The organism is Flavobacterium helocola (assembly GCF_038289885.1).
GTDB classification, from domain to species: Bacteria; Bacteroidota; Bacteroidia; order Flavobacteriales; family Flavobacteriaceae; genus Flavobacterium; species Flavobacterium cheniae.
This window is the reverse complement of sequence record NZ_JBBYHT010000002.1, coordinates 67527-79858: the sequence shown is the minus strand read 5'-3', so window position 1 is coordinate 79858 and position 12332 is coordinate 67527. Positions and strand designations below refer to the sequence as shown.

Below are 12332 nucleotides of genomic sequence, written 5' to 3'. Positions count from 1 at the left end.
ATTTTTGCAGCTCTAAATTGTATTATGAATTACTTATCAGTCGAAAATATCTCCAAATCTTATGGCGAACGTGTGTTGTTTGACAACGTTTCGTTTGGAATTAATAAAGATCAAAAAATTGCTTTTATCGCTAAAAACGGTTCGGGAAAAACCACCATTATGAACATGATTAATGGTTTAGACGAACCAGATACAGGTCAAGTGGTGATTCGAAAAGAAATCAACATGGCGTTTTTGTCGCAAAACAATAATTTGCAAGACGAATTAACTATTGAGGAAAATATTTTTGCTTCGGATAATGAAATTCTGAAAGTAATTGAACGCTACGAAAAAGCTTTAGAAAATCCGAATGATGAAGAAGCGTATCAAAGAGCTTTTGACGATATGGACCGACATAATGCTTGGGATTTTGAAACGCAATTCAAGCAAATTCTATACAAGCTAAAGTTGGAAGACTTGAAAATGAAAGTCAAAAACATGTCGGGTGGACAAAAAAAGAGACTTTCGTTAGCGATTATTTTGATTAGTAAACCTGATTTATTGATTTTAGACGAGCCAACCAATCATCTTGATTTAGAAATGATTGAATGGTTAGAAGATTATTTTGCAAAAGAAAACATAACGTTGTTTATGGTAACGCACGACCGTTTCTTTTTGGAACGAGTTTGTAACGAAATTATCGAATTAGACAACGGAAAAATATACCAATACAAAGGCAATTATTCGTATTATTTAGAAAAGAAAGAAGAACGTTTGGCTTCTGAAAATGCGAGTATCGACAAAGCACAAAACTTATTCGTAAAAGAATTGGCTTGGATGCGTCGTCAACCAAAAGCACGAACTACCAAATCGAAATCGCGTCAAGATGATTTTTACGTGATTAAAGAAAAAGCAGAAAGCCGAAGAAAAGAAAATGTAGTAGAGCTCGAAATCAACATGGAGCGTATGGGAAGCAAGATTATCGAAATGGTAAAATTGAACAAAGACTTTCCTGATAGAACCATTTTAAAAGATTTCAGCTATTCGTTTCAACGTGGTGAACGCATTGGAATTATTGGCAAAAACGGAACAGGAAAATCGACTTTTTTAAATATTTTAACGCAAACGATTCAACCGGACTCAGGTAAAGTAATTATTGGTGATACGATTAAAATTGGTTATTACACCCAAAGTGGTATCAATCCAAAACCAGGGCAAAAAGTTATTGATATCATCAAAGAATATGGCGAATATATTCCGTTGACGAAAGGAAAAATTATTTCGGCTTCGCAATTATTGGAACGCTTTTTATTTGATGCCAAAAAACAATACGATTTCGTAGAAAAATTAAGTGGTGGCGAATTGAAACGTTTGTATTTATGTACGGTTTTAATTCAAAATCCAAATTTCTTGATTTTGGATGAACCTACGAATGACTTAGATATTGTTACGTTAAATGTATTGGAAAGTTTCCTTTTAGATTATCCTGGTTGTTTATTAGTGGTGAGTCACGATAGATATTTCATGGATAAAATTGTCGATCACTTATTTGTTTTTAGAGGCGAAGGTGAGATTGAAGATTTCCCTGGAAATTATTCAGATTTCAGAGCATATGAAGATTCAGCTGAACCAAAAGTTTTGAATTCGGTAAGCACTGAAAAAACAAATTGGAAGGAAAAACAAACGGCTACAACCGGATTAAGTTTCAACGAACAGAAGGAATTCAATAAAATTGAAAAAGAAATCAAAGATTTAGAATACAATAAAAAACAAATCGAACAAGAATTCGCCGACGGAAAAGTTTTGGATGATAAGATTGAAGCGAAAGCAAACGAATTACAAAAAATTATTCAATCTTTAGAAGAAAAAGAAGAACGATGGTTTGAATTGAGTTCTAAAATGGAATAAAGTTTCACAATGTAACACCACGTTTTACACAAAGTTTCACTAAGTTTTTTTTCTTATAAATTCTTTGTGTTACTTTGTGCCAAACTTTGAGAAACTTAGTGCTACAACAAATAAAATCTTACATAAAATTCCTTTTCCATTCCAAAAACGAACATGGAGTACATTCGCCATTTGTGTTTGATTTGGTTACGAAATGTTTTTATGATAACACAAAGTATCCAGAATACGAAACCTTAAAATCGTATAGAAAATCGCTTTTAGAAAACAAAAACACAATTGAAGTAATAGATTTTGGTGCAGGTTCACGAGTTTTTAAATCGAATACAAGAGAAATTTCAAAAATTGCGCAAACCGCTGGAATTACTCCAAAAAATGCTGAACTACTTTTTAGAATAGTTCGTTATTTTCAACCCAAAAGCATTTTAGAAATTGGTACTTCATTAGGATTAGCTACTTCGGCTCTTTCGTTAGGAAATTCAAATGCGAAAATTATCACTTTAGAAGGTTGTCCAAACACACAAAAACAAGCACAAGTACAATTACAATCCCGAAGTTTCGAGACAAATTCAAATTTTCAAAATATAGAATTTATTAATACCGAATTTTCAAGCTATTTTAAAACCCTTAACCTTTCACCTGTCACCCATCACATAATCTATTTCGATGGCAATCATTCCAAAAAAGCTACTTTAGATTATTTTGAAGCGTTACTTCCAACCATTTCAAATGATTCTGTTTGGATTTTTGATGATATTCATTGGTCAGCCGATATGGAAGAGGCTTGGGAAATCATAAAAAATCATCCAAAGGTTTCGGTTACAATTGATACGTTTCAATGGGGAATTGTTTTTTTTAGAGCCGAACAAGAAAAAGAACATTTTATCATCAATACTAATAAAACGATTAGTTCGCATTTGTTTGAAAGAATTCGTTTTTAGTTGTAACAAAATTTATATTTTCTTACTAATAATCAAACAACTATAAATTGGTTATTATGGAAAATCCTTCTTTTTTTAAATCAAAATATTTCAAATTTATACTTCCTTTTATTATTGTATTGGGAATAATTTATTTGTTTAAATCAGGATATAAATTTGGTCAATGGTTGTATTTAATGATAAATTAAATCATTGTTTTGCTTTATTTATGTAACAAATTCCTTTCTTTTTCTACTTATTAGAGTATTACATCAATAATATTGTAATCTCGAGCGAAGTCGAGAGGCTAAATTCTAATTTCATTATGGCAAATCCGTTAATCAAAATAACCAATATCAAAAGAGATTTTCCTTTAGGAAACGAAATCGTATATGTATTAAAAGGCATCGATTTAGAAATCAATAAAGGCGAATATGTAGCTTTAATGGGACCTTCAGGTTCTGGAAAATCAACTTTGATGAACATTTTAGGTTGTTTAGACACACCAACTTCTGGAACATACATTTTGAACGGAAAACACGTTAGTGAAATGCAAGACGATGAATTGGCAGGAATTCGTAATAAAGAAATTGGATTCGTATTTCAAACGTTCAACTTAATGCCACGAACAACGGCTTTGGATAATGTGGCTTTACCAATGGTTTATGCCGGTCATTCCAAATCAGAACGCGTTGAACGTGCTACTGAAGTATTAACACAAGTAGGCTTGAACGACAGAATGGATCACAAACCAAATCAACTTTCGGGTGGTCAACGTCAACGTGTGGCGGTTGCGAGAGCTTTGGTTAACAAACCATCCATTATTTTAGCCGATGAACCAACCGGAAACTTAGACAGTAAAACTTCGGTGGAAATTATGAATTTATTCAACGAAATTCACGCCAACGGAAACACTGTAATTCTAGTAACTCACGAAGAAGATATTGCAGCTTACGCACACAGAATCATTCGTTTACGTGACGGAATTATCGAAAGCGATACCATAAATCCAAATATTAAAAAGTAAATTCAATTCACAAATAGTTTAACCTGACAAGATTCTGAATCCTGTCAGGTTTTTTATTGAAATCCTTTTCAAATTATTACCTTTGCTCAAAATTGCCAAAATGACTTTTTCCGACTACTCTAAAGAATTTTCATATAACTTAAAACTTGCCTACCCTATTATTTTAGGAATGTTAGGTCATACTGTTGTGGGAATTGTAGACAATATCATGGTCGGAAAATTAGGTCCAACCGAATTAGCTGCGGTGTCATTAGGAAACAGTTTTGTGTTCATTGCCATGTCATTAGGAATTGGATTTTCAACTGCAATTACACCTTTAGTAGCGGAATCAGATGGAAAAAATGATGTAGCTGGTGGTCGTTCTGCATTTCATCACGGATTGTATTTGTGTACGATTTTAGGTGTTGCTTTATTTACCTTAATTTTCTTTTCGAAACCATTAATTGCTTACATGGGACAACCCGAAGCAGTAGTAGAAATGGCAAAACCGTATTTAGATATCGTTGGTTTTTCGTTGATTCCGTTAATTATGTACCAAGCGTACAAACAATTTGCAGACGGTTTGAGTGAAACTAAATATTCGATGTGGGCAACCATTATTGGAAATTTAACCAACGTAGTTATCAATTACTTCTTAATCTACGGAATATGGATTTTTCCAAAATGGGGCATCGTTGGAGCCGCTGTAGGAACTATTGTTTCGCGTTTTGTGATGTTAGGGTATATGCACTACATAATGAATTTAAAACCAAAATTTCATCCGTATTTTAAAGGATTTAGCTTGAAAGAAATTAAGAAAGAAGTCAACCAAAAAATCATTAAAATTGGGATGCCTTCTGCCATGCAAATGTTCTTTGAAGTGGCGTTGTTTACAGGAGCCATTTGGTTATGTGGAATGATTGGAACAACAAGTCAAGCAGCGAATCAAATTGCATTGAGTTTAGCTTCTTTAACCTTTATGTTTGCCATGGGATTAAGCGTTACCGCAATGATTCGTATTGGAAACCAAAAAGGATTAAATGATTATGTAACCTTACGAAAAGTAGCGATATCCATTTTCTTATTAGCTATCGTTATCGAAATTGTTTTTGCTTTACTATTTGTGGCTTTACACACCACTTTACCTTATATTTTTGTAGATATTAACGATGTTACAAACCTAACAGAAAACCTAGAAGTAATTGCTATTTCGGCTAATTTACTTTTAGTGGCTGCTGTTTTTCAAATTTCAGATGGCCTGCAAGTGGTGGTTTTAGGTGCGCTTCGTGGTTTGCAAGATGCTAAAATTCCAATGTATATTACGTTTGTAGCGTATTGGGTAATTGGATTTCCTATCTCCATTTATTTAGGATTAGAAACCGAATTAAAAGCAGTTGGCGTTTGGATTGGACTTTTAGCTGGATTAACAGCAGCAGCTATATTTTTGTATATTCGCTTTAATTATTTGACTAAAAAACTGGTTCAAGTGCAAACGCAAGAACAAGTTCAATTACAATAACAAGAAGAAATTAAAATCATAAAAACATGAACTTACCAAAATTTGTAATCGGAGATAACACCGACTTTCCAGAAGATATTTTCGTAATCCATTTAGAATATCCAAGATTCGTAATCAACTTGAAAGATGACGAAGTAGAATTTTTAGAAGACATTGAAGAAGAAGACGAAAAAGAATTAGAATCAGAAATGGAACATTTAATTACCATTGCTGGAGAATTCTACGATAGAGAAATTGAACGTTACGAGCAGGAATAATCTTTGATTATGATTCCCGTAGCGACAAGTCAATGACTTGTCCCTACTAAAAATTATTTTTTAAAATATTGTTCCAATAAATTTACAGCCGCTGCAAAAGGTGAAATTTCATTGTTTTGCACGGCTTTTTTGTTTTCTTCTAATAGTTGAATGATATTCGGATGATTGTAAAAATGTGATTTCAATTGTTCATTAATCGTTTCCATCATCCAAAATTGATTTTGATTTTGGCGTTTTTCTTCGAAATAATGATTGGATTTTACCAATTCAAAATACTCGGAAATAATGTCCCAAATCGCATCAATTCCGGTTTGTTCATAAGCACTACAAGTCGTAACTTTTGGAATCCAACCCGAAGATTTGGCTGGAAATAAATGCAACGCTCTATTGAACTCCGTTTTGGCTAATTTCGCTTTCGCAATATTATCGCCATCCGCTTTATTGATTACGATAGTGTCCGCCATTTCCATGATGCCGCGTTTAATGCCTTGTAATTCATCGCCAGCACCTGAAATTTTCAGCAACAAAAAGAAATCGACCATACTGTGAACGGCGGTCTCGCTTTGCCCTACTCCAACGGTTTCAATAATAATCGTATCAAATCCACAAGCTTCACACAAAATAATAGTCTCACGGGTTTTTCTAGCAACGCCTCCTAATGTATCGCCAGAAGCACTTGGTCGAATATAGGCATTCTCGTCTTTTACCAATTCTTCCATACGAGTTTTATCGCCTAAAATACTTCCATGACTAATGGACGAACTTGGGTCAACCGCTAAAACGGCAACTTTCTTTCCAATGGAAGTTAAATATTTTCCAAAAGCTTCAATAAAAGTGCTTTTTCCAACACCTGGAACACCTGTAATTCCAACACGAACCGAATGATTCGCATTTGGCAAACAACCTTTAATTACTTCATTCGCTTTGGCTAAATGTTCAGGATTGGTACTTTCAACCAAAGTAATCGCACGACTCAAAGCGATTTTATCTCCTTTTAAAATTCCAGCAATTAATTCATCTGCCGAAGGTTGTTTTCTTCGGAATTGTTGAATTTGACTTGCCACAACGGTACTCAACGTTTCAGGTTGGGCAACGCCTTCTTTTTCTTTTAAAGCAGATTTATGTTCACTTGGCTTTTCCATCTAGTTTGTTTCGAGAAGTAAAAGTACGGAAAACAAAAACAGTTTCAAAAAGCAAATTGCTCAATGAAACTGTTTCTTTACAAAGTTCTTAATTAATAAGCCGCTGTAAATCGAATTTGATGATGTTTTGGATGTTCAACTTCATCTGCAATTACTACTGCTAAATCTTCACCCGATAAAATGCTTCTCTGATTTTCATCGAAAACTGGATTTTCTAATCCTAAACGATATTTTCCTGTTCTTCCCGTTGTAATTCCTTGATGCATCTCAAAAGCTGGACTAAAAAATGCCCAATCCAATTCTTTTTCTTCTTTAATAAGGTTTAGAAAATCTCTTGCCGCAGAAGCACCTGGGTAAATTTCTTTTGGAAAATCAGGCGTATCAACTGCTTGCAAATTTGGTGCAACAAATAAACTTCCTGCACCACCAATTGTGATGAAACGTGTAACACCTGATTTTTTGACACCTTCTACAATTGCTTTAGAACCTGAAATAAAATCTTCATAGATATTAGGATTCGTCCATCCTGGATTGAAAGCGCTAACAACAACATCATGATTTTTTACAACTTCTGACAATTCTTCAATATTGAAAATGTCAGTTTTTACAAAGGTTACATTTGGTAATTCTTCCGCTTTTGAATTTCTTGCAATTGCTGTAATTTCATGATTACGCCTTGCTAATTCATTTAAAATGTTTGAGCCAACAAATCCAGTGGCTCCAATAAGTGCAATTTTCATAATATAAATATTTAATAGTAATAAAAAATGTTACAGTTTTATTTAAAAAAATAGCTAAAATTTATTAGCAAATTCTTCTAATGTTGTGGATTCAAGTTGCTTCATAACAGAATCGTTTAATTTCGTATAAAGCGTACTCAAATTTTGATTAATTTCTCTTCCAACAGGGCACTTCGGATTGGGTTCATTCTTAGAATATCCCAAACTTATTTCTTCAAACGTAGATTCAAAAATCTGTTTCAAAGTTACTTTTGATGGTGAAACGTTCAATTTAGTACCTCCATTTTTTCCTTCTTTACTCATTACAATTTGATTTTTTTTCAAATTAGCAATTTCCTTTCTCACTAAAACTGGATTCAAATTAATGCTACTAGCAATAAATTCAGATGATAAATAATCATCTGGAAACTTAGCCAGTAAAGTTAAAATGTGAATTGATATTGCAAACTTACCTGAAATCATACTGTAATAAATTATGTTACAAATTTAAAACAAAAATAATTACAAAACATTAAAAAAGCGTTAAAAATTTAAAACCTTATTTTATAGTGGTAATTTTGCATTCTATTTAGAGTACATGGAAAACATCATTTTATTATTTTTATGCTTGATTTTGGGCGTTGCGCTTCAAAAAGTGCCGCAATTTCCTAAAAATGCCTATCAAAGTTTGAATCAATACGTGATTTACGTTTCGCTTCCGGCTTTGGCGTTATATTATATTCCGAAAATCACAATTTCACTCGCTTTACTTTATCCGTTAGGAATTGCGTGGTTAGGTTTCGGATTATCGTTTGTGTTTTTCTATGCTTTGGGGACGTATTTCAAATGGTCGAAAAAGCTAATTGGATGTTTAATTTTGACTGGTGGATTGAGTAATACTTCTTTCGTAGGATTTCCAATTATCGAAGCTTTGTATGGTGCAGATGGATTAAAAACCGCCATAATCGTTGACCAACCCGGTTCATTCGTAGTCGTAACGACTTTAGGTATTTTAGTGGCTGCCAGTTTTTCAAGAGGTAATTTGAGTACTTCTGAAATCGTATTGAAAATTGTAAAGTTCCCACCTTTTATTGCGTTTACGATTGCACTTTTCTGTACCATATTCACTTTAGAATTTCCAGAAGCGTTGCAAAACTCCTTTTTAAGAATAGGAAATACGGTAACTCCAGTTGCTTTAGTAGCCGTTGGATTGCAATTAAAAATTGATACACGAAGTAAACATTGGTCTTTTTTAACTTTAGGATTATTTTTCAAATTGATTTTAATGCCCGCTTTTTTCTTCTTGCTTTACAAAATCATATTAGGCGGAAAAGGTTTAGAAATAGATGTTTCAATTATGGAATCAGCAATGGCGCCAATGATAACAGGTGCGATTTTAGCTTCCAATTATGGATTAAAACCCAAATTGAGTAGTATGATGATTGGTATTGGAATTCCGCTGTCGTTGCTGACGGTAGCTTTTTGGTATTGGGTTCTGAGTTTGTAGCACAAAGTTACACTAAGTTTGACACAAAGTTCCGCCAAGTTTTTTTGAAATCTTTGCGACTTAACGCTTTTGCGAGCGAAAAATTCTGTGTCCCAAAAAACATAAAATTAATTATCTTTACACTTCAATTGTACACTATGAATCCTGAAATATTACTTGCGCTTGAAAACATTGTAGGTTCGGCTTATATTTTTACTGATGAAGCTACTCGTAAAACATATGGTCACGACGAAACGGAAGATTTGAGTTTTCCGCCTCATGTGGTGGTAAAACCTGCCAATACTGAAGAAGTTGCGCAAATTTTAATAGTTTCGAATACGTATAAAATTCCGACAACACCGATTGGTGCTCGTACCGGTTTGAGTGGTGGTGCTTTATCTATTTATGGTGGAATTGGAATTTCAATGGAGCGATTCAATCAGATTATTGAAATTGATGAACAAAATTTACAAGTTACAACTCAGCCTGGCGTAATTACGCAAGTTTTACGTGAAGCTGTTGCCGAAAAAGGCTTGTTTTATCCCGTAGATCCAAGTAGTATGGGAAGTTGTTTTATTGGTGGAAATATTGCAGAAAATTCTGGTGGCGCAAGAGCTTTGAAATATGGTGTTACGAAAGATTATGTCCTGAATTTAGAAGTAGTTTTACCAACAGGAGACATCATTTGGACAGGTGCTAATACGTTGAAAAATTCAACGGGTTACAACCTTACGCAATTAATGGTTGGTAGTGAAGGAACTTTGGGAATCGTGACAAAAATTGTATTGAAATTATTACCTCAAAATAAACATAACTTTTTACTTTTGGTTCCGTTTTATAAAGCAGAGCAAGCGTGTGAAGCGGTTTCAGCGATTTTTAGAGCAGGAATTATCCCAAGTGCTTTAGAGTTTATGGAACGCGATGCGATTGATTGGACATTGAAATTTGTCGATGGGTTGAATGTGGAAGTCAAAGATAACGTTCAGGCGCATTTGTTGATTGAAGTAGATGGTAATTATCCAGAAATTTTAATGCAAGAAGCGGAACAAATTTTGGCAGTAGTAGAACAATTTGAAATCGACGAAGTGTTGTTTGCCGATACCGAAGAACAAAAAAATGCACTATGGAAAATACGTCGCTCTGTGGCGGAAGCGGTAAAAGCGAATTCCATTTATAAAGAAGAAGATACGGTTGTACCAAGATATGAGTTACCTAAATTATTAAAAGGTATCAAAGAAATTGGTGCTAAATATGGTTTTCAATCGGTGTGTTATGGACATGCGGGCGATGGTAATTTACACGTAAACATCATCAAAGGCAACATGACCGACGACAATTGGAAAACCGAAGTTCCAAAAGGTATTCGTGAAATTTTTGAATTGACGGTTGGTTTAAAAGGAACGCTTTCTGGTGAACACGGCATTGGCTTGGTACAAAAAAACTACATGGATATCGCGTTTTCAAAAGTGCATTTGGAATTAATGGAACGCATCAAAGCCATTTTTGACCCCAATAATGTGTTGAATCCTGGGAAGATTTTTCCTGATGGGGAATACATTTAAAATAAAACTGTTACTGTTAATAATCCGCTTTATATAACTTGTCTTATATAAAATATAATATTTAACATAATTTTCCCCATTATTAAAATGTAAATAATCGGAAAAAAAATAGGTGTCCATTTATTAAAAAACAAACTCCAACATATTACTCCATTCAGAATTAATGGAGTAAACAAAAACAGAAATGAAATAAAATAAAACCCAAATTACTCCATAATGAATCATTTGACAATCTAACTTTTATTGATTCTAACTCAATCAAAGAAGGATAAATCAATAATTCCATTATTGAACCTTCACTAATATTAGGATATAATTTACTTTGAATTAGTTTGAGTCCAGCATCAATTAATTGATTAAAAGCCATATATGAAATAGTAAAATAATAACATATAATCGAGAGAAAAGGAATACTTAATAATAAAATTTGTTTGTTATTAACAGTTACATCTAATATTTTTACTTCGCTTACAATAGATTTATCAATTAAAAACCAAAGAATTGCTAAAACAATTGTTGCAAAATAATAATTGTACATAAGTTTTATACTTGACTTACAATTTTCAATCATTATAGGTTCAATTGCTTTTAACTCCTCAATAGTTGTTTTTCCATTTTCGAGAGTGTTTAATAATTGTTTATTAAAGTTTGGATATTCCATCTCAAAAGTATTTATAATTACTACTTCCCTAAAAACTCCATCAAACTCGCATCCGCATTTTTAAACGTTGGTGCTTGTTCGTCAATCCTTGCCACGCGTTTTTTGTTTAATTTTAGATTAATATCAGCTTCGGTAGTAAATAACAACGCGGATAAAAATGGGTTGTTGATGTGCGGAATTAACTCTGCTTCTAAATCGTCTAATTTGCAGATTTTCACTAATTCTTGCTTTTCGGTAGTGTAAATTTTATATGTCATCGACAATTTTAAGATATTGTCTTCTACGATGGTTTTCACGTAAATGTTCTGTAATTCAGGTTTTCCAACGGTTTTAGCCAACGTTAATTTGGCAAAAGTACCTTTCGAAATACTTGCTCTAACTTGGTTAAAAAATTCGGTATAAGTGATGTTATTTTCGTTCATGTTATAAGTCTAAAGCTTTTACAATTTTTTCATCAAAAATCATAGAAAACAATTTGTTGTCCTTGTCTTTATTCAAAAATTTCCATTGGTTTTTAGTCAATTCGTCAGCAACAGCAATTAAGGTTGAACGCATTTCAATACGAAACGTATTTGTTGCTTTATCATAGGTCACTTTTTCAGCATTCATTGACGATTTAAAAATATCTGTCATAGATTCCGCATCTTCCATAGGCTCTTTAAACTGCATGGTCATCACATTATTATGTCCAATAAGACAAAACGTTTTTCCTTCAATTTTCTTGATTTCACCAAATGAAAAACCAGGTTCCACTTCTACTAATTTGATTGAAAATTGTTCGTTCTCCATCATTTGACCAAACATTGTCTTCATTTGCTCTTGTGGAATAATATCAAATACTTTTGGATAGGTAGTTTCAAAAATGGCATCAAAATTCATATTTACTCCTGCTTTATACGACTTAAGCGCCTCGGTTTTTAAAGACGTCATGTCTTGCGCTAAAACAGCAATAGTTTGAAAAATGAAGAATGCGATGAATAGAATTTTGGTTTTCATTTTGAGTGATTTTAATTTTATCAAAGATAGTTAGTTTTGATGAAACACAAATAAAATTAAACACATAGACACATAAGATTTACTATGTCTTTATTTTTAGGCGTTTCACTTAGCATAATTCACATAGCAAATTAATTAACCTATGTGACTATGTGTTTCAAAAAAAATCCCCAACTACTT

The 12332-nt window shown here is 33.1% G+C and carries 13 protein-coding genes; 7 read left to right on the top strand and 6 right to left on the bottom strand.

Annotated features, from left to right (window positions below; all coding sequences use genetic code 11):
- Positions 1 to 24 precede the first annotated feature (24 nt).
- The 5 genes from AAEO58_RS05250 to AAEO58_RS05230 all read left to right on the top strand — a co-directional run bounded on the left by AAEO58_RS05250 (position 25) and on the right by AAEO58_RS05230 (position 5586).
- On the top strand, positions 25 to 1887 hold the full coding sequence (locus AAEO58_RS05250) for an ABC-F family ATP-binding cassette domain-containing protein (protein WP_341682524.1): 1863 nt from the start codon (positions 25 to 27) through the stop codon (positions 1885 to 1887).
- 98 nt (positions 1888 to 1985) lie between these two features.
- Positions 1986 to 2825: an O-methyltransferase gene (locus AAEO58_RS05245; protein ID WP_341682821.1), complete on the top strand. Its 840-nt coding sequence runs from the start codon at positions 1986 to 1988 to the stop codon at positions 2823 to 2825.
- 304 nt (positions 2826 to 3129) lie between these two features.
- Positions 3130 to 3831 carry an ABC transporter ATP-binding protein gene (locus AAEO58_RS05240; RefSeq protein WP_264550385.1) on the top strand — a complete coding sequence of 234 codons (702 nt, stop codon included), beginning with the start codon at positions 3130 to 3132 and terminating at the stop codon, positions 3829 to 3831.
- 100 nt (positions 3832 to 3931) lie between these two features.
- Entirely contained in the window at positions 3932 to 5329 is a 1398-nt protein-coding gene (locus tag AAEO58_RS05235; protein WP_341682523.1) for an MATE family efflux transporter, read from the top strand.
- Positions 5330 to 5355: 26 nt separating this feature from the next.
- Positions 5356 to 5586, top strand: coding sequence for a hypothetical protein (locus AAEO58_RS05230; RefSeq protein WP_008253940.1), 231 nt, complete (start codon positions 5356 to 5358; stop codon positions 5584 to 5586).
- Between the two features lie 53 nt (positions 5587 to 5639).
- Here AAEO58_RS05230 and meaB read toward each other — a convergent pair whose 3' ends face one another.
- The 3 genes from meaB to AAEO58_RS05215 form a co-directional block, all read right to left on the bottom strand.
- Positions 5640 to 6728, bottom strand: coding sequence for a methylmalonyl Co-A mutase-associated GTPase MeaB (meaB, locus tag AAEO58_RS05225; RefSeq protein WP_341682522.1), 1089 nt, complete (start codon positions 6726 to 6728; stop codon positions 5640 to 5642).
- A 92-nt stretch (positions 6729 to 6820) separates the two neighbouring features.
- On the bottom strand, positions 6821 to 7468 hold the full coding sequence (locus AAEO58_RS05220; protein WP_341682521.1) for an NAD(P)-dependent oxidoreductase: 648 nt from the start codon (positions 7466 to 7468) through the stop codon (positions 6821 to 6823).
- A gap of 54 nt (positions 7469 to 7522) precedes the next feature.
- Complete coding sequence (locus AAEO58_RS05215) at positions 7523 to 7930, bottom strand: Rrf2 family transcriptional regulator (protein ID WP_341682520.1); 408 nt, start codon at positions 7928 to 7930, stop codon at positions 7523 to 7525.
- A gap of 115 nt (positions 7931 to 8045) precedes the next feature.
- On the opposite strand from AAEO58_RS05215, the gene AAEO58_RS05210 reads away from it, so the two are divergent.
- Positions 8046 to 8954: an AEC family transporter gene (locus tag AAEO58_RS05210; protein WP_341682519.1), complete on the top strand. Its 909-nt coding sequence runs from the start codon at positions 8046 to 8048 to the stop codon at positions 8952 to 8954.
- Between the two features lie 137 nt (positions 8955 to 9091).
- On the top strand, positions 9092 to 10495 hold the full coding sequence (locus AAEO58_RS05205) for an FAD-binding oxidoreductase (RefSeq protein ID WP_341682518.1): 1404 nt from the start codon (positions 9092 to 9094) through the stop codon (positions 10493 to 10495).
- Positions 10496 to 10655: 160 nt separating this feature from the next.
- On the opposite strand, the gene AAEO58_RS05200 is transcribed toward AAEO58_RS05205, so the two are convergent.
- Genes AAEO58_RS05200 through AAEO58_RS05190 form a run of 3 tightly spaced genes read right to left on the bottom strand, consistent with a single transcriptional unit; the run spans position 10656 to position 12152 of the window.
- Entirely contained in the window at positions 10656 to 11156 is a 501-nt protein-coding gene (locus tag AAEO58_RS05200) for a hypothetical protein (protein WP_341682517.1), read from the bottom strand.
- Between the two features lie 20 nt (positions 11157 to 11176).
- Positions 11177 to 11578: a hypothetical protein gene (locus tag AAEO58_RS05195; protein WP_341682516.1), complete on the bottom strand. Its 402-nt coding sequence runs from the start codon at positions 11576 to 11578 to the stop codon at positions 11177 to 11179.
- Between the two features lies 1 nt (position 11579).
- On the bottom strand, positions 11580 to 12152 hold the full coding sequence (locus AAEO58_RS05190; RefSeq protein WP_341682515.1) for a hypothetical protein: 573 nt from the start codon (positions 12150 to 12152) through the stop codon (positions 11580 to 11582).
- Between the last annotated feature and the right edge of the window lie 180 nt (positions 12153 to 12332).

What these genes read in the sequence shown, in the direction of transcription:
- AAEO58_RS05215 (WP_341682520.1), bottom strand. Translation starts at nt 7,930, where the DNA reads ATGATTTCAGGTAAGTTTGCAATATCAATTCACATTTTAACTTTACTG.
- AAEO58_RS05220 (WP_341682521.1), bottom strand. Translation starts at nt 7,468, where the DNA reads ATGAAAATTGCACTTATTGGAGCCACTGGATTTGTTGGCTCAAACATT.
- AAEO58_RS05210 (WP_341682519.1), top strand. Translation starts at nt 8,046, where the DNA reads ATGGAAAACATCATTTTATTATTTTTATGCTTGATTTTGGGCGTTGCG.
- AAEO58_RS05200 (WP_341682517.1), bottom strand. Translation starts at nt 11,156, where the DNA reads ATGGAATATCCAAACTTTAATAAACAATTATTAAACACTCTCGAAAAT.
- AAEO58_RS05190 (WP_341682515.1), bottom strand. Translation starts at nt 12,152, where the DNA reads ATGAAAACCAAAATTCTATTCATCGCATTCTTCATTTTTCAAACTATT.
- AAEO58_RS05235 (WP_341682523.1), top strand. Translation starts at nt 3,932, where the DNA reads ATGACTTTTTCCGACTACTCTAAAGAATTTTCATATAACTTAAAACTT.
- AAEO58_RS05195 (WP_341682516.1), bottom strand. Translation starts at nt 11,578, where the DNA reads ATGAACGAAAATAACATCACTTATACCGAATTTTTTAACCAAGTTAGA.
- AAEO58_RS05240 (WP_264550385.1), top strand. Translation starts at nt 3,130, where the DNA reads ATGGCAAATCCGTTAATCAAAATAACCAATATCAAAAGAGATTTTCCT.
- AAEO58_RS05230 (WP_008253940.1), top strand. Translation starts at nt 5,356, where the DNA reads ATGAACTTACCAAAATTTGTAATCGGAGATAACACCGACTTTCCAGAA.
- meaB (WP_341682522.1), bottom strand. Translation starts at nt 6,728, where the DNA reads ATGGAAAAGCCAAGTGAACATAAATCTGCTTTAAAAGAAAAAGAAGGC.
- AAEO58_RS05250 (WP_341682524.1), top strand. Translation starts at nt 25, where the DNA reads ATGAATTACTTATCAGTCGAAAATATCTCCAAATCTTATGGCGAACGT.
- AAEO58_RS05205 (WP_341682518.1), top strand. Translation starts at nt 9,092, where the DNA reads ATGAATCCTGAAATATTACTTGCGCTTGAAAACATTGTAGGTTCGGCT.